The sequence below is a fragment of the Leptolyngbya sp. CALU 1928 genome, assembly GCF_056784215.1.
This window is the reverse complement of the sequence record NZ_JBXBCE010000001.1, coordinates 2,594,772-2,610,713: the sequence shown is the minus strand read 5'-3', so window position 1 is coordinate 2,610,713 and position 15,942 is coordinate 2,594,772. Positions and strand designations below refer to the sequence as shown.

At 50.0% G+C, this 15,942-nt stretch carries 11 protein-coding genes, 2 tRNA genes and 3 rRNA genes; 7 read left to right on the top strand and 9 right to left on the bottom strand.

Annotated elements, in window-relative coordinates:
* Positions 1 to 58: 58 nt before the first annotated feature.
* The 7 genes from rrf to AC1S5B_RS12090 all read right to left on the bottom strand — a co-directional run bounded on the left by rrf (position 59) and on the right by AC1S5B_RS12090 (position 7,803).
* Positions 59 to 175 (bottom strand): 5S ribosomal RNA (rrf, locus tag AC1S5B_RS12120).
* Positions 176 to 252: 77 nt separating this feature from the next.
* A 23S ribosomal RNA gene (locus tag AC1S5B_RS12115) occupies positions 253 to 3,131 on the bottom strand.
* 234 nt (positions 3,132 to 3,365) lie between these two features.
* A tRNA-Ala gene (locus AC1S5B_RS12110) sits at positions 3,366 to 3,438 on the bottom strand.
* Positions 3,439 to 3,449: 11 nt separating this feature from the next.
* Positions 3,450 to 3,523: transfer RNA gene (locus AC1S5B_RS12105), tRNA-Ile, on the bottom strand.
* Positions 3,524 to 3,635: 112 nt separating this feature from the next.
* Positions 3,636 to 5,126, bottom strand: a 16S ribosomal RNA gene (locus AC1S5B_RS12100).
* The 16S, 23S and 5S rRNA genes sit together here with 2 tRNA genes alongside, the layout of an rRNA operon.
* A gap of 346 nt (positions 5,127 to 5,472) precedes the next feature.
* Positions 5,473 to 6,564 (bottom strand): calcium/proton exchanger, encoded by a 1,092-nt coding sequence (cax, locus tag AC1S5B_RS12095; RefSeq protein WP_482035925.1) that lies wholly within the window; start codon positions 6,562 to 6,564, stop codon positions 5,473 to 5,475.
* Between the two features lie 75 nt (positions 6,565 to 6,639).
* Positions 6,640 to 7,803, bottom strand: coding sequence for a hypothetical protein (locus tag AC1S5B_RS12090; RefSeq protein ID WP_482035924.1), 1,164 nt, complete (start codon positions 7,801 to 7,803; stop codon positions 6,640 to 6,642).
* A gap of 178 nt (positions 7,804 to 7,981) precedes the next feature.
* Between AC1S5B_RS12090 and AC1S5B_RS12085 the strand changes: the two genes are divergently transcribed.
* From AC1S5B_RS12085 to glsA, 4 genes are all read left to right on the top strand, one after another.
* Positions 7,982 to 8,947 (top strand): TIGR04168 family protein, encoded by a 966-nt coding sequence (locus AC1S5B_RS12085; RefSeq protein WP_482035923.1) that lies wholly within the window; start codon positions 7,982 to 7,984, stop codon positions 8,945 to 8,947.
* Positions 8,948 to 9,029: 82 nt separating this feature from the next.
* On the top strand, positions 9,030 to 9,341 hold the full coding sequence (locus AC1S5B_RS12080; RefSeq protein WP_458651847.1) for a BMC domain-containing protein: 312 nt from the start codon (positions 9,030 to 9,032) through the stop codon (positions 9,339 to 9,341).
* A 128-nt stretch (positions 9,342 to 9,469) separates the two neighbouring features.
* Positions 9,470 to 9,808, top strand: coding sequence for a carbon dioxide-concentrating mechanism protein CcmK (locus AC1S5B_RS12075; protein ID WP_458651848.1), 339 nt, complete (start codon positions 9,470 to 9,472; stop codon positions 9,806 to 9,808).
* Between the two features lie 52 nt (positions 9,809 to 9,860).
* Positions 9,861 to 10,760 carry a glutaminase A gene (gene glsA / locus AC1S5B_RS12070; protein ID WP_482035922.1) on the top strand — a complete coding sequence of 300 codons (900 nt, stop codon included), beginning with the start codon at positions 9,861 to 9,863 and terminating at the stop codon, positions 10,758 to 10,760.
* A gap of 75 nt (positions 10,761 to 10,835) precedes the next feature.
* Here glsA and ftsH read toward each other — a convergent pair whose 3' ends face one another.
* Positions 10,836 to 12,599 (bottom strand): ATP-dependent zinc metalloprotease FtsH, encoded by a 1,764-nt coding sequence (ftsH, locus tag AC1S5B_RS12065; RefSeq protein ID WP_482035921.1) that lies wholly within the window; start codon positions 12,597 to 12,599, stop codon positions 10,836 to 10,838.
* Positions 12,600 to 12,962: 363 nt separating this feature from the next.
* Between ftsH and AC1S5B_RS12060 the strand changes: the two genes are divergently transcribed.
* Genes AC1S5B_RS12060 through cobT form a run of 3 tightly spaced genes read left to right on the top strand, consistent with a single transcriptional unit; the run spans position 12,963 to position 15,336 of the window.
* Complete coding sequence (locus AC1S5B_RS12060; protein WP_482035920.1) at positions 12,963 to 13,325, top strand: hypothetical protein; 363 nt, start codon at positions 12,963 to 12,965, stop codon at positions 13,323 to 13,325.
* Positions 13,326 to 13,334: 9 nt separating this feature from the next.
* Complete coding sequence (locus tag AC1S5B_RS12055; RefSeq protein WP_482035919.1) at positions 13,335 to 14,156, top strand: DUF2232 domain-containing protein; 822 nt, start codon at positions 13,335 to 13,337, stop codon at positions 14,154 to 14,156.
* 28 nt (positions 14,157 to 14,184) lie between these two features.
* Positions 14,185 to 15,336 (top strand): nicotinate mononucleotide-dependent phosphoribosyltransferase CobT, encoded by a 1,152-nt coding sequence (gene cobT / locus AC1S5B_RS12050; RefSeq protein WP_482035918.1) that lies wholly within the window; start codon positions 14,185 to 14,187, stop codon positions 15,334 to 15,336.
* A gap of 24 nt (positions 15,337 to 15,360) precedes the next feature.
* Here cobT and AC1S5B_RS12045 read toward each other — a convergent pair whose 3' ends face one another.
* A complete protein-coding gene (locus AC1S5B_RS12045) occupies positions 15,361 to 15,726 on the bottom strand; it encodes a hypothetical protein (protein WP_482035917.1) in 366 nt (121 codons plus the stop codon).
* Between the last annotated feature and the right edge of the window lie 216 nt (positions 15,727 to 15,942).

Below are 15,942 nucleotides of genomic sequence, written 5' to 3'. Positions count from 1 at the left end.
ATAACAGAAAGAGGCTCGTATCGCAGTGGATGAGAGCCTCTTTTCGTAGGTAATATTGACCTGGCATCGAGCTATTTTTGCGGGACGCTGCCGTCCAACTATCTTTGCCGCAGAAGCGTTTCACAACTGAGTTCGGGATGGGTCAGAGTGGTTCCACTACGCCATAGACACCAGGAAAGAGTGTAAGTGGTCTAGATAGTATAGAAACTAAAACCTTAAAGGCTGCATAGCACTTGTCAACACCAATCGATTGAGGTCAAGCCCTCGGTCTATTAGTACTCCTTGACTACATGTATTACTACACTTCCATCTAGAGCCTATCAACGGGTGTTCTACCCGTGACCTTACTGGGTTACCCCATGAGAGCACTCATCTTGAGGTGGGCTTCCCACTTAGATGCTTTCAGCGGTTATCCGCTCCGCACATAGCTACCCTGCGTTTACCGTTGGCACGATAACAGGTACACCAGCGGTGCGTTCCTCCCGGTCCTCTCGTACTAAGGAGGAATCCTCTCAATGCTCTTACGCCTGCACCGGATATGGACCGAACTGTCTCACGACGTTCTGAACCCAGCTCACGTACCGCTTTAATGGGCGAACAGCCCAACCCTTGGGACGTACTACCGCCCCAGGTTGCGATGAGCCGACATCGAGGTGCCAAACCTCCCCGTCGATGTGAACTCTTGGGGGAGATCAGCCTGTTATCCCTAGAGTAACTTTTATCCGTTTAGCGACGGCCTTTCCACACAGCGCCGTCGGATCACTAAAGCCGACTTTCGTCCCTGTTCGACTTGTTGGTCTCACAGTCAAGCTCTCTTATGCTTTTACACTCTACGGCTGATTTCCAACCAGCCTGAGAGAACCTTTGCGCGCCTCCGTTACCTTTTAGGAGGCGACCGCCCCAGTCAAACTGCCCGCCTGAAACTGTTCCCTCGCCGGATAACGGCAGAGGGTTAGAATTCTAGCCTCACCAGAGTGGTATCTCACCGTTGACTCCACAATCCCCACAAGAACTGCTTCAACGTCTCCCACCTATCCTGCGCAAGCAAAGCCCGAACCCAATTCCAGGTTACAGTAAAGCTTCATAGGGTCTTTCTGTCCAGGTGCAGGTAGTCCGTATCTTCACAGACAATCCTATTTCGCCGAGCCTCTCTCCGAGACAGCGCCCAAATCGTTACGCCTTTCGTGCGGGTCGGAACTTACCCGACAAGGAATTTCGCTACCTTAGGACCGTTATAGTTACGGCCGCCGTTCACCGGGGCTTCAGTCGCCAGCTTCGCTTGCGCTAACCGACTTCCTTAACCTTCCGGCACTGGGCAGGCGTCAGCCCCCATACATCGTCTTGCGACTTAGCGGAGACCTGTGTTTTTGGTAAACAGTCGCTTGGGCCTCTTCACTGCGACCACCTCTCGGTGGTACCCCTTCTCCCGAAGTTACGGGGCCATTTTGCCGAGTTCCTTAGAGAGAGTTATCTCGCGCCCTTGGGTATTCTCAACCATCCCACCTGTGTCGGTTTCGGGTACGGGTCAATTTAGATTAACGTGTTTAGAGCTTTTCTTGGAAGCTTGACATCACACACTTCGAGGACGTATCCTCTCGTACTCACGCCTCCGCTCAGAACGTTTTCGCCGCTCCTCATCGCCTCGGACGCTTGAACCGGTAACCAACATCCGGCTGCGTTAGCCTTCTCCGTCCCTCTTCACAATCTAAATCAAGTACGGAAATATTAATCCGTTGTCCATCGACTACGCCTTTCGGCCTCGCCTTAGGTCCCGACTAACCCTCCGCGGACGAGCCTTCCGGAGGAAACCTTGGGATTTCAGGGCATTGGATTCTCACCAATGTTTGCGCTACTCAAGCCGACATTCTCACTTCTGCTTCGTCCACACCTGCTTCCGCTGATGCTTCAAACTACAACAGAACGCTCCCCTACCGATACATCAAAGATATATCCCACAGCTTCGGTACATCGTTTAGCCCCGTTCATTTTCGGCGCAGGAGCGCTTGACCAGTGAGCTATTACGCACTCTTTTAAGGTTGGCTGCTTCTAGGCAAACCTCCTGGTTGTCTTTGCACTCCCACCTCCTTTATCACTTAACGATGATTTGGGGACCTTAGCTGGTGGTCTGGGCTGTTTCCCTCTTGACGATGAAGCTTATCCCCCACCGTCTCACTAGCAACGTATCCACTGGGTATTCAGAGTTTGACTCGATTTGGTACCGCTCTCGCAGCCCGCACCGAATCAGTGCTTTACCCCCCAGCTATAATCGTTACCGCTGCGCCTAAACACATTTCGGGGAGAACCAGCTAGCTCCGGGTTCGATTGGCATTTCACCCCTAACCACACCTCATCCGCTGATTTTTCAACATCAGTCGGTTCGGACCTCCACTTGGTGTTACCCAAGCTTCATCCTGGACATGGTTAGATCACCCGGGTTCGGGTCTATAAACACTGATTAACGCCCTTTTCAGACTCGCTTTCGCTTTGGCTTCGGCATTCTCGCCTTAACCTACCAGTGCCTATAAGTCGCCGGCTCATTCTTCAACAGGCACACCGTCACACGTTTAATCGTGCTTCGATTGCTTGTAGGCTCACGGTTTCATGTTCTATTTCACTCCCCTTCCGGGGTTCTTTTCACCGTTCCCTCGCGGTACTGGTTCACTATCGGTCACACAGGAGTATTTAGCCTTACGAGGTGGTCCTCGCTGATTCACCCGGAATTTCACGTGCTCCAGGCTACTCGGGATGCAGCTAGTATCTTTAAGTTTTCGACTACAGGACTTTCACCTCCTCTGGTGCAGTATTCAGCTGCTTCGTCTAACCGCTAGAGTCCATATCGCTGTCCCACGACCCCAGTAAGCATGCCTACTGGTTTAGGCTTCTCCCGCTTCGCTCGCCGCTACTAGGGGAATCACGTTTGTTTTCTCTTCCTACAGCTACTAAGATGTTTCAATTCGCTGCGTTCGCTCTTTCCACCCTATAGATTCAGGTGGCAGTATATAGGGTTGCCCCATTCGGAAACCCCCGGATCAATGCTTGCTTCCAACTCCCCGGGGCGTATCGCCGGTAACTGCGTCCTTCTTCGCCTCTGTGTGCCTAGGTATCCACCATGAGCCCTTATTAGCTTGACCACTTCTATCAATTTCTATTTCCTAAAAATTGAAAAGTATCACATTGGTGTCTGTGACTCAATATTTAGCTTCTTCGCTCTTAGCATTAATACTAAGAGCCATCAGCTATATATTATTTCTACCTGACAAGTTACTATGCAGTTTTCAAGGTTCTAACTGAGCATTTGCCCAGCAGTCTGTCTCAGCTCTTTGAAAATAACTGAAATAAGATGCTGGAAAAGCGCGAATCTTCAGTGGAGGTTAACGGACTCGAACCGTTGACATCCTGCTTGCAAAGCAGGCGCTCTACCAACTGAGCTAAACCCCCTCAAGTAAAAGTGGGCCATCCTGGACTCGAACCAGGGACCTCACCCTTATCAGGGGTGCGCTCTAACCACCTGAGCTAATAGCCCATTTCTGTTCCCTAGATAGTTTGAAAGCCACTTAGACTTATTCCTCGACCGACCTTAGGTTGACCGTCTGTGCAGTGCGCTATAAAGCACTGTACAGCGGGAGGTCTCCCTTAAAGGAGGTGATCCAGCCACACCTTCCGGTACGGCTACCTTGTTACGACTTCACCCCAGTCATCAGCCCTGCCTTCGGCGTTCCCCTCCGCGAACGGTTGGAGTAACGACTTCGGGCGTGGCCAACTCCCATGGTGTGACGGGCGGTGTGTACAAGGCCCGGGAACGTATTCACCGCAGTATGCTGACCTGCGATTACTAGCGATTCCTCCTTCATGCAGGCGAGTTGCAGCCTGCAATCTGAACTGAGCCATGGTTTATGAGATTAGCTTGCCATCGCTGGCTTGCAACTCTTTGTCCACAGCATTGTAGTACGTGTGTAGCCCAGGGCGTAAGGGGCATGCTGACTTGACGTCATCCCCACCTTCCTCCGGTTTGTCACCGGCAGTCTCTCTAAAGTGCCCAACTTAATGATGGCAACTAGAAACGAGGGTTGCGCTCGTTGCGGGACTTAACCCAACATCTCACGACACGAGCTGACGACAGCCATGCACCACCTGTGTTCGCGTTCCCGAAGGCACTCCCGACTTTCACCGGGATTCGCGACATGTCAAGCCCTGGTAAGGTTCTTCGCGTTGCATCGAATTAAACCACATACTCCACCGCTTGTGCGGGCCCCCGTCAATTCCTTTGAGTTTCACACTTGCGTGCGTACTCCCCAGGCGGACAACTTAACGCGTTAGCTACGGCACTGCACGGGTCGATACGCGCAACACCTAGTTGTCATCGTTTACAGCTAGGACTACAGGGGTATCTAATCCCTTTCGCTCCCCTAGCTTTCGTCCATGAGTGTCAGTTTCGGCCCAGTAGCGCGCCTTCGCCGCTGGTGTTCTTCCCAATATCTACGCATTTCACCGCTACACTGGGAATTCCCGCTACCCCTACCGTACTCTAGTCTCTCAGTTTCCACTGCCTTTATGGGGTTAAGCCCCACCATTTAACAGCAGACTTGATAAACCACCTGCGGACGCTTTACGCCCAATAATTCCGGATAACGCTTGCATCCCCCGTATTACCGCGGCTGCTGGCACGGAGTTAGCCGATGCTGATTCGTTAGGTACCGTCATTGTGTTCTTCCCTAACAAAAGCGGTTTACGACCCAAAAGCCTTCGTCCCGCACGCGGTATTGCTCCGTCAGGCTTTCGCCCATTGCGGAAAATTCCCCACTGCTGCCTCCCGTAGGAGTCTGGGCCGTGTCTCAGTCCCAGTGTGGCTGATCATCCTCTCAGACCAGCTACCGATCGTCGCCTTGGTAAGCTCTTACCTCACCAACTAGCTAATCGGACGCGAGCTCATCTACAGGCACTAAAGCTTTTACCTCTCGGCATATTCGGTATTAGCAGACGTTTCCATCTGTTGTCCCCAACCTATAGGCAGATTCTCACGCGTTACTCACCCGTCCGCCACTAAAGTCCGAAGACTTTCGTTCGACTTGCATGTGTTAAGCATACCGCCAGCGTTCATCCTGAGCCAGGATCAAACTCTCCATTTTATTCCGACTCTCTCAAGTCGCTCGGATGTCTGTAGCTCTCTACATTCTAAATAAGAAACCTATATAGACTGAATCTATACAAATCTCTTATCCTCTCTCGATTACTCAATAGGCTTTACACTATTAAGTCATTATCTTGACGAGGTTTATAATTCCTTATGGCTTTCAAACTATTACTATGTCTAGGTTCTAGCAGTTTTACTTTGGGGCGCTTTCGCTTCCCCGTTTCGACCGCTTTACTAAGATAACTCCCCCACCTTACCCCTGTCAACCCCCTCATTCAAACAATTCCTTGGGTGAAGCTCATAGCTATCTTTTACTTTTATTTTGATAGTTTCTTCCGAAATTAAGCAGGATGATAGTAGAAGGCGAAGCTGAGGATGATATAGGCGGCGAGGAGAAGAGTGCCGTCGAGCCAGTTGGATCGTCCGCCGGAGGTAATAACGTTGGTGAGGGCAACCGCGATCGCCAGCGAAACTACTTGAAACGGGTTGAAATCAAGATCAATCGGCTGGTTGAAAATAAACTGTCCGACAAACACCAGTACTGGCGCGACAAATAGGGCAACCAGCAGACTATCACCTGTTGCCGTGGCGACCGTCAGATCCATTTTATTTTTCATTGCCATGCGGATGACAGTCACAAATGCCGCTACATCACTGATTAAAGGCAGCAATATTACTCCGGTAAACAAAGGTGTTAGTCCTAAGCGCTCAGTTTCGGTATCTACCACGCCCACAAACAGTTCTGATTCAAACGCTACGGCGATCGTTGCGGCTAACAGCACAAAGATCCAGCCAATTAGTTTTGAGCGCTGTTCCGTGGGAGAGGCTTCTTCCGCAATTAGTTCTTCATCTGCAACACCTACATCATATAAAAAGCTGTGAGTGCCCAAGGAAAACAGTAGTGTTAATCCATACACAATAATTAAAACAGTGGCAGTAATCAGCGAAAGATTGCGAATGGCAACTTCATCTACCACATTGGAGGTGTAGATTACTAAGGTGGGCAGGGCGATCGCGGCAACTGCCAGGGTCATCGACGACCCATTTACTCGCGTCAAAATTGGCTGGAACGTTTGTTCTTTGTAGCGTATGCCGCCTGTTAACATGGCAAGCCCCATGAGCAGCAGCAAATCACTAAGCAAAGTGCCTGTAATACTGGCTTTAACAATATCTACCAGTCCTTCCTTGAGGGCGACTAGGGCAATGATCAACTCTGTGGCGTTGCCGAAGAAAGCATTGACTAATCCGCCGAGAGTCGGTCCTGTCACCACTGCCACTTTTTCAGTTGCCGTGCTGAGCCAAATAGAAAGGGGAATAATGGCAAAAGCAGAGGTGAAAAAAACGGCTGTTTCACCCCACTCTAACCAGTCTGCCGCGATCGAGATAGGAACGAAGACCAGCAGAATCAAAGGAATAAGATTTTTAATTAGCATTGAGATCGAGAAGGGGAGGGGAAAGCTAGCCTAGAAGGCTGCTATAACAATACTCCTCATCGCCACTCGCCATTCTCAAGGAGTAGATGGAATTTGATAAAAACTTGGATCTCGCGGGGGAGGGCTATTATTGGGCGGTAGTTCTTGAGAATATTGAAGATCGTACAGTTGGCGCACTTGTGCCGACCATTGATCAATGTTGGCTTGAGCCTCGCGGTAGAGAGTGCGCCCAAAGTAGATATTATTGGCTTCAGTGATGGCGGCTTCGAGGGAGGCAATGTCACCTTTGCGGGCAAGTGCAATAGCTCTATTGAGGGCGGGGCGGTCTTCAACGATTTCAATTTGGCTACTCCAGTCTTTAATTAGCTGCTGAGCTTCCGTGTATTGAACACTCCCTGATAGAACCATTTGAGCTTCACTGATCGCATCTCGGAGCCGATTCACTTCACCCGTTGCAGCTAGCGATCGCGCTTTTTGCAGATGAATAACGGCTTCTTGATCCTGCTCCTTTTGCCAGCGAGACATTAATTCATCCGTAGTCAGAGGACGGGTTCTCTCAAAAGGGGCGTTGGCGATTCTCTTTTTACGATCAGCGGCGGCTTGGGCGCTTTTATTTTCTTTAGTCGTTTGAATTTGGTTGACAATCTCTTGAAATCTCGTGGTTCGCCAGTATTCGTTGTTAACAGTCAACAAAGTTCTGGCTTCAGAAAACGCGATCGAGAAATTATCAGATGTGATCGCATCTTGGGCTTTTTGAAAAATGTCCTCGGCGGCTTTCCAGGTTTCTCGCCACTGCTCTATTTTTTGAGTGGCAGAATTGTGCAAGGTTGTGTTGTTTGGAACGGATTCAAGCATGGTGATAGCATCCTCCAGCTTGCCGTTTTGAAACGCAGTGTCCCCCAGTTCCAGCAGTCGATTCGACCACTGTTGAATCAAGCGATCGCCATCTTGCCGCAGTGGGTGGTCAAGAGAAATCGAATCTACCAGTTTAATCGCTTCTGCTAAATCGGTCGCGGAGCGGCGATCAGCAGTCACTTGCGCACAATATAGCCGCGTCGATTCTGTTGCTAAGGGCGATAACCAAACGGTTTGGCATTCCACATCATCCATTTTGCTCAGAAGCCAAACCCCAAGTACTCCAGTTCCGAGAGGCAACAAAACGATCATTCCAATCCAAAGCTGTACTGGAAGCTTCCGCACTTGAGTAGAAAGATGATCAATCCAGAGAGAAAATTGCATAGTGGGTGGGCAGGGGCGATCGCAAGCGTTTGAGAAACCTCAAGAAGTCATCTTAATCCTATTGAGACAGCGTATCAGATTGGTTAACGAGTATGGCGGCAATCAAAACTGAGAAGGCATTCTGGATCGCATAGAGACAATAGGGGAAACTGTAGAGATAACCATTAAATAGCGCAGTATGAATCAGAAATTGCGTACACAGGCAACCCCAGTGCCTAATACGGATGGAAAGCAACCTCCATTGATCAAAATTGCTGTGATTGGCGATGTTCACGATCAGTGGGAGGAGGCTGATGGATCAGCATTGCAACAGCTTGGGATTGATTTAGCCTTGTTTGTGGGCGACTTTGGCAATGAATCCGTTGAAGTGGTTCGGGCGATCGCGGCATTGGAGATCCCTAAAGCGGTGATTTTAGGAAATCATGATGCTTGGTACAGTGCGTCGCACTGGGGCAAGCAAAAATGTCCCTATGATCGCGCCAAGGAAGACCGCGTTCAGCAACAGCTTGATTTGTTGGGGGATCTGCATGTCGGCTATGGCAAACGAGATTTTTCTGATTTGAACTTGACCGTGGTTGGGGCGCGTCCCTTTAGCTGGGGTGGCTCCGACTGGAAAAACCCTGAATTTTACGAAGAGCGCTACGGCATCCATAATTTTGCTGAATCCACTGCTCAGATCGTGACCGCAGCAAGCCAAGCCGCTCACGATACAATCATTTTTTTGGGACATTGTGGACCGTTGGGATTAGGCGATCGCCCGGATGATCCATGTGGCAAAGATTGGCAACCGATAGGCGGCGACCATGGCGATCCCGATTTTGCAGCGGCGATCGATCAGGTGCAGCAACAGGGCAAAACAATCCCCCTAGTTGCCTTTGGTCACATGCATCACCACCTGCGCCATACCAAACAATCCCTCCGCACACCGCTCTTAGTTAGTCCAGAAGCCACGGTTTACCTCAACGCTGCCGCCGTTCCCCGAATTATTCAGACGGATAATAGCCGTCAACGCAATTTTTCTCTCGTTTATTTACTCAACGGCACCGTGTTGCAAGCCTCCCTGATTTGGGTAGACGCAAACTTCACCGTGACCCGCGAGCAAATTTTTTACAGTCAAACTGCTTTAGCGATCGACAGGCACTAACGCAACAATATTTATTTGTACATGATCTTGGCAGGAAGACGCGTAGAATGAACGGTGTGATAACTAGATTCAGGAGCGTTGAATGCCACTTGCCGTGGGCGTGATTCAAACGGATGGGTTTCCTCCAGCGCTTGCCGCTGCGGATGCACTGGTGAAGTCTGCGGGCGTAACATTGGTCTACTTTGGTTTGGCAGAACGGGCGGAATTTTTGGTTGCTGTACGGGGGAAAACAGCAGAAGTGCATCGGGCAATGGAGGCGGGTATTGCAGCGGCAGATACTACCCCACCGGGTGGCAAGCTAGTGTCTCACTACATTATTCCCAACCCGCCTGAAAATGTGGAGTCGGTGCTGCCGATTGATTTCACTGACCAAGTTGAGCGGTTCCGCATGTGATACTGCCAAGATATGGACACTGCCAAGCTAAACCTAAGAGGGTGCTGAACCCCAAAAGATAGGTCAGTGGCTAACCCGTTTTATTTTAAGTTTTTACACGTTTTTGAATTTGCAGTAGGAGATTTGGAATGCCACAAGCGGTTGGATCGATTGAAACAAAGGGATTTCCAGCGGTGTTGGCCGCTGCCGATGCCATGGTTAAAGCGGGACGGATCACATTAGTGGGCTATCTCCGAGCCGGGAGTGCGCGGTTTACAGTGAATATTCGGGGCGATGTGTCGGAAGTGAAACGAGCGGTGGAAGCAGGCTTAGAAGCTGCCAGCAAAGTTCAAGGCGGCACGGTCGAAACCTGGGTGATTATTCCAAACCCCCATGAAAACGTGGAAACAGTCTTGCCAATTGGCTTTAGCGATGAAGTTGAGCGGTTCCGTATGGCGGTTGAAGGACGACCACTACTGGGTTCTTAGGGTACTTTAACGAGTTCTATCTCAAACGGCTTGGGCAAGGATGAATGGATTGATGAGGCTGACTCAGACCCAATTAGATCGCTGGGTCTCTGAGGCAAAAGCGATAGCACACACAGGGCACATTCCTGACTACATTCCTCAATTGGCGCAGGTGAATCGAGATCGCATCGCGGTACAGGTTCAAGCACCCAACGAGCAATTTTTTTCAGCGGGTGATACGCTGCATCAATTTGCCTTAATGAGCGTGATCAAGCCGTTTACCCTGCTGTTTTTGTTAAAGCAACTAGGTCAACAGACTGTTTTTCGCCATGTTGGTAAACGTCCATCGGATCAGGTATTTCATTCGTTGGCACAGCTAACTGAAGATGGCGGCTTTCCCCGTAATCCAATGATTAACAGTGGCGCGATCGCCCTTGCCGATTTGCTGCTTGGAAAAGAGGGCAGTTCTCGATGTGAAACGTTGCGCCAATGGCTAAATCATTCAGCAGGAACGCAACTAACGCTAGATGAAACAATGCTGGCATCCGTGCGATCGGTGGGCAATGAAACCAATCGGGCGATCGCCCACTTACTCAAGCAGTCAGGCTACCTAAACTCAATTGAAACCGCCCTAGATACCTATAACCATATTTGCTGTTTATCCGGTACAGTCGTTGATTTAGCTCGACTTGGCTTATTGCTAGCCGCATCCGAACAATCAATCGCACCGGATCAGCGCACGGTGAATGCGTTGATGCTTACCTGTGGACTGTATGAAGCATCTGGAGAGTTTGCGGTGCGGGTCGGGTTGCCGACAAAATCCGGGGTAAGTGGGGCGTTATTAGCGGTGATTCCCAAACACGGCGCGATCGCCTGCTACAGTCCCCCTTTGGATGACACTGGAAATTCTGTTGCAGGGTTATGGCTGCTTGAGCAACTGGTACGATCGCTGAACCTGAGCCTGTTTGGGTAAATTACTGTTTAGATACGTCAAGCAAGAGGTTAGGCATTGCAAATCACTCGCCAACCTCTTGCTTAAAACACAAGCTTAACTCTGCATCAACCAGGCATTTAATCCGGCTGGTGCCTGCACCTGAGCCAAGATAGCCTCTAGCTTGCCGTCTTCTAACACCTCTGTTTCCAGTAAAACTTGAGTTGCAGACTCCAACAAGTCGCGATTGAGTTGCAGAATTTCCACCGCCATATCGTGAGCTTTGTCGATACTTTGCTTGACTTGGCGATCGATTTCTACTGCAACTTCGGAACTTATTGATCGGCGATCGCTTGTGCCTTCCAAAAATTGCGCGGAGTTTTTGGCAAAAGCGACCGGTCCCAGAGTGGCACTCATGCCGTACTGGGTAATCGCCTTTTCAGCTAAATCCGTTGCTTTTTGAATGTCATCGCTGGCTCCTGTGGAAACCTTGCCAAAGATGATCTCTTCCGCTGATCGCCCACCCAGCAAAGTCGCAAGCTGCCCCCGCAGTTCATCTTCCAGCAGCAAGAAGCGATCGACTTCTGGCATTTGCATCGTATAGCCCAGCGCACCCATGCCACGCGGCACAATCGAGATTTTGGAAACCTTGCTACTACCGGGCATCAGGGCACCCACAAGCGCATGACCCACTTCGTGATAGGCCACAGTTTGCCGCTCCAAAGTCGTGAGTACCCGCGATCGCTTCTCTAACCCGGCAATCACCCGTTCAATCGCTTCTTTGAAGTCTGCCATCAACACCGCCTGCCGATTATGACGGGCTGCCATCAGCGCCGCTTCATTCACCAAGTTGGCAAGATCTGCGCCTGTAAAACCAGCAGTTTGGGTGGCGATCGCGTCTAAATCCACATCCTCACCCAGAGTCACTGGCTGGGCATGAACCTGCAAAATTTGGACTCTGCCGCTTTTATCGGGGCGATCCACTAAAACTTGGCGATCGAAGCGACCCGGACGGCGCAGCGCTGGATCAAGGATTTCAGGGCGATTGGTGGCAGCCACTACGATCACGCCATCGTTGCCATCAAAGCCATCCATTTCCGTCAGCAATTGGTTTAAGGTTTGCTCCCGTTCATCGTTGCCGCCGTTGGGGTTACCACCACTGCGCGTCTTACCGATCGCATCCAGTTCATCAATAAAGATAATGCAAGGAGCTTGACGCTTCGCCCGACTGAACAAATCACGCACCCGCGATGCGCCCACGCCCACAAACATTTCCACGAACTCTGAACCAGACATGCTCAAGAACGGCACACCCGCTTCACCTGCAACAGCTTTAGCTAAAAGAGTTTTTCCCGTGCCCGGAGGTCCCACCAGAAGCACCCCTTTGGGAATTTTTGCCCCAATCTTGCGATACTTCTCACCGTTCGAGAGGAAGTCAACGACTTCTTGCAGTTCTTGCTTTGCCTCATCCACCCCTGCCACATCCGCAAAGCTGATTCCTGTTTTGCCTTGGCTATAGCTGCGGGGATTACTTTTGCCCATCCCCATCCCCAGACCCATACCACCGCCTGCGTTGCTGAATTTCAACAGCCACGCAAAAGCCCCTGCGATCGCCCCAGCCGAAAGAATCAAGCCCATGATGTTTGCGGCAGTTGCAGAACCGCTGGGAAGAATGTCAAATTCTACACCCTGACTTTGCAATAGAGTGATCAAATCATCAGTTGGCTCAAGGGGTTGGGTGTGATACTGTTGACCGCCAAACTCTGGCTTTAGGGTGTAGTCAATGCGATCGGGTTTGATAGTCACCCGTTGAATTTGCAAGGATTTAACCTGCTCAATAAAAGTGCTATAAGCTGACTGCAAGCTGGTTTCCGTCTTCATCAAAGGACTCCGGGCGCAAGGGGAACATTAAGAAGTCAGAAATTGAGTTTTTTTCTGTTCCAACTTCTTACTAGGTTCATTGTGTTGCACCCTTCAAAAGGGCGATAGATGGAAACTACTACCACCTCCTTAGGGTCTTCCGAATCCTCTAAGTCATGGATGGCGGTTGTTACCCCTGCTTGATTAGGTTTACCGTACCAATCAGTTTGATCTGCTTAATATCTTGCAACAGGTTCGTTTTCACGCTCAAAACAATTCATACTAAAGAAGCTCAATGAGAACTCTGTTTATGTCTATAGCGATTAGGATAGGAACAACTGAGCGGGTAAAGTGTCATTAATGTGCCGTAACTGTTAACACCGAATGCTTGATTTCAACAGCTTGCTCCACTTTTCCCATACTCACTGCATTGCTATCTGCGCCGCGTTAGTTCCATTGAATTTAACCGCCACGTTGCTAACAATAATTTTGACTGGGTTACATCGCCCAACAGCCCAAGTTATGCAGGTTTCAGGGCTGGCAATCGCCTTTGCTGGAATTATGGTGCTCCACGTGCTGACCTGGTTTGTCATTGGGGTCGTCATGGTGCCAACCTATGTCCTGCTGACCTTGGGAACCGTTTGCTTTGCGGTCAATGCTTGGGCGATTTTGCACCCATCCAGTCTACAGCGCTTGTTAAATCGCCTAACTGAAGCCGCTAAACAGTCGTTTCCAGTACTGGGTTAGGAGATTTGCATGAATGAATTTCCCAAAAGCCCTGAGCCGGGAAACCCTTCGTCAGCAGCCAATTTACCGACCACGCCCTCTGAAGGGACAGATGCAACATGGGATGATGTTGAAAAAGAACTGACAATTCCCAACCCTGCGGTTGTAGTGGATCAATCAGCATTTTTAGAGGATTCATCCCCGCGCGCGCTTCAGTCATCTAGTCCATTAATGTTGGTCGAAACCGCGTTTTTAGCCAGCGCCGCCAGCCTTGTTTGGCTTGTGAATTTTTACTTTCCCATGGGACCGATCCTGCGGTTATTTTTCCCAGTGCCGATCGCTCTGATTTACTTACGATGGGGCAATCGTGCTGCCTGGATGGGAACATTAGTTTCTGGATTGCTGCTCAGCGTATTAATGGGACCGCCCCGCAGTCTGCTCTATGTCATGCCCTTTGGTTTAATGGGCGTGCTATTGGGGCTGTTGTGGCGACGAAAAGCCAGTTGGGCAGTCTCGATTAGTATTGGCGCTCTTTTGGGCGCGATCGGGTTTTTCTTCCGCATTTGGCTGATTTCACTGCTGCTTGGGGATGACCTATGGCAATACACCACCGTTCAAATTACTGATCTGATTGACTGGTTTTGCGTTCGCCTCAATCTGGCATTTCAACCCAGCTTGCCTTTAATTCAAGCCCTGATGCTGGTGGTGATATTTGTGAACAACTTGGTTTATCTGTTTGTGGTTCATCTAGTGTGCTGGTTTCTGTTTGATCGCCTCCGTAACCCGATTCCTCGACCGCCTAAATGGGTGCAGGTAATGATGGAGTATGAAGAAGTGGCGAACGGCGAATAGCGAAGGACGAATGTCGAACAATGGATAGATGAATAGCACGCAACAAGGGAAGGCTAATAACCTACCTACGATTCGAGTCTATACCCAACTATCGCAGGGGCAGGCTTGGTTAGACCGTTACCAAGGAAAACGCCCAGTTTTGGCGTGTGTGTTGGGCTTTACAGAGACGGGGTTGATTCCCGGAATCTCGGCGGCAGGAGCAACACCAGACGATCGCCGCTATACTGCGATCGCCGATGCAGAATTTTTGGTGAATGGAGTGCAGTCCAAACCTCACTATCCGCTGCCGCCATTAAAAATGGGCGCTTCACCCGTGTTGATTTCGCGGGCAGTGGTTGAAGGTCAGCAATTGCCTGTTTATTTATTTAATGCTGGATTGCCTCAACCGCCTGCCGTGCCTGCGATCGATTTGCAGGGCGTTCCGGCTCGTTGCCTCAGTACAGGACAAGCAATGAAAGAAGCAACGGTCAAGCATTTATTTGTCCAGGGATTGCTGTGGGGCGAAAAGTTGGCGATCGCCGCAACAGACAGCTATGTGATTTTGGCGGAATGCGTCGTGGGAGGCACCACCACAGCCTTAGCAGTGATGACGGGATTGGGGATCGCTGCGACTGGAAAAGTCAATAGCAGCCATCCAACCTGTAACCATGACCAAAAATGGGAGTTAGTCAAAACTGGGCTGGCGGGTATTGATTCGCATGATCCCTGGTCACTTCTGGCAGCGGTAGGCGATCCGATGCAGGCGGTGGTGGCAGGAATGGCGATCGCCGCGAGTCGAGCGGGGGGCGTATTACTGGCAGGCGGTACCCAAATGTTGGCGGTGTATGCCTTGGCACGGGCGATCGCCCAGGACTCAGCGATCCCGTGGCAGCCTCAAAACATTGTGGTGGGCACCACGCGCTGGGTTGCCGACGATCTCACAGGGGATACGGTTGGTTTAGCCAAGTTAGTGGCAGAAGTACCCTTGGTGGCGACGCAGTTGAGTTTTGCCAGTTCTCGGTTTGCCCAACTGCAAGCTTATGAGCAAGGCTATGTGAAAGAAGGCGTGGGCGCAGGAGGATGTGCGATCGCGGCTCACTTATACAAAGGATGGTCAAATTCAGATTTACTCGATGCCGTTGAATCCATTGCAGCGAGGTATCAACAAGAAAGCGAGAAAACTCAAGTGGAGAAAAATTGACTGCTAAAGAAAGGGGTGATTACCTTAGTGAATTCGTTTAGCGACTAATTGATCTTCCAAGGCAGCCATTCGACTATATGCCGCAGTCAGTTGAGCGGTTAATCGTTGAATCTGAATTTCGGGAGAAACTTGACGCTCAGTTTGGAAAGATGCACTCAAACTATCCTGATCAATCAGTACATCTTTATGCTCCATAGTTGATTCAAAATAACTTTGAATCCGATAAGAGCGGTGTCCCAAAGGCATTTCAGAATCAGAATGATTTGCCTGATCTGTTTTTTGACATTCTGATACCACTTCGCTGACGCGATCGCTCAACTGTTCAATCAGTTGATATAGTCCGTCTACTTTGTTACTTAAAACGCTTAGCTGCTTTTGCAGAGTGTCCATGTCTGACCCAATTTACCTGAATAGTTCTTACATGCATTTTAGGTAATGATGTTGATTGACCCTTGGTTATTCCTGAATCATTTAACGTTTACCAGACAAGCGAATAATTGAGTATTAAAAAACGTGAACGGTGGATACGGATCGATTTAGGTTCGATCGCAGTGATGATGATGTCAGAATGGTGAGAAGGATATGTGTGCAGGCTTAAAGACAGAC

What these genes read in the sequence shown, in the direction of transcription:
- cax (WP_482035925.1), bottom strand. Translation starts at nt 6,564, where the DNA reads ATGCTAATTAAAAATCTTATTCCTTTGATTCTGCTGGTCTTCGTTCCT.
- AC1S5B_RS12090 (WP_482035924.1), bottom strand. Translation starts at nt 7,803, where the DNA reads ATGCAATTTTCTCTCTGGATTGATCATCTTTCTACTCAAGTGCGGAAG.
- AC1S5B_RS12085 (WP_482035923.1), top strand. Translation starts at nt 7,982, where the DNA reads ATGAATCAGAAATTGCGTACACAGGCAACCCCAGTGCCTAATACGGAT.
- AC1S5B_RS12080 (WP_458651847.1), top strand. Translation starts at nt 9,030, where the DNA reads ATGCCACTTGCCGTGGGCGTGATTCAAACGGATGGGTTTCCTCCAGCG.
- AC1S5B_RS12075 (WP_458651848.1), top strand. Translation starts at nt 9,470, where the DNA reads ATGCCACAAGCGGTTGGATCGATTGAAACAAAGGGATTTCCAGCGGTG.
- glsA (WP_482035922.1), top strand. Translation starts at nt 9,861, where the DNA reads ATGAGGCTGACTCAGACCCAATTAGATCGCTGGGTCTCTGAGGCAAAA.
- ftsH (WP_482035921.1), bottom strand. Translation starts at nt 12,599, where the DNA reads ATGAAGACGGAAACCAGCTTGCAGTCAGCTTATAGCACTTTTATTGAG.
- AC1S5B_RS12060 (WP_482035920.1), top strand. Translation starts at nt 12,963, where the DNA reads ATGCTTGATTTCAACAGCTTGCTCCACTTTTCCCATACTCACTGCATT.
- AC1S5B_RS12055 (WP_482035919.1), top strand. Translation starts at nt 13,335, where the DNA reads ATGAATGAATTTCCCAAAAGCCCTGAGCCGGGAAACCCTTCGTCAGCA.
- cobT (WP_482035918.1), top strand. Translation starts at nt 14,185, where the DNA reads ATGAATAGCACGCAACAAGGGAAGGCTAATAACCTACCTACGATTCGA.
- AC1S5B_RS12045 (WP_482035917.1), bottom strand. Translation starts at nt 15,726, where the DNA reads ATGGACACTCTGCAAAAGCAGCTAAGCGTTTTAAGTAACAAAGTAGAC.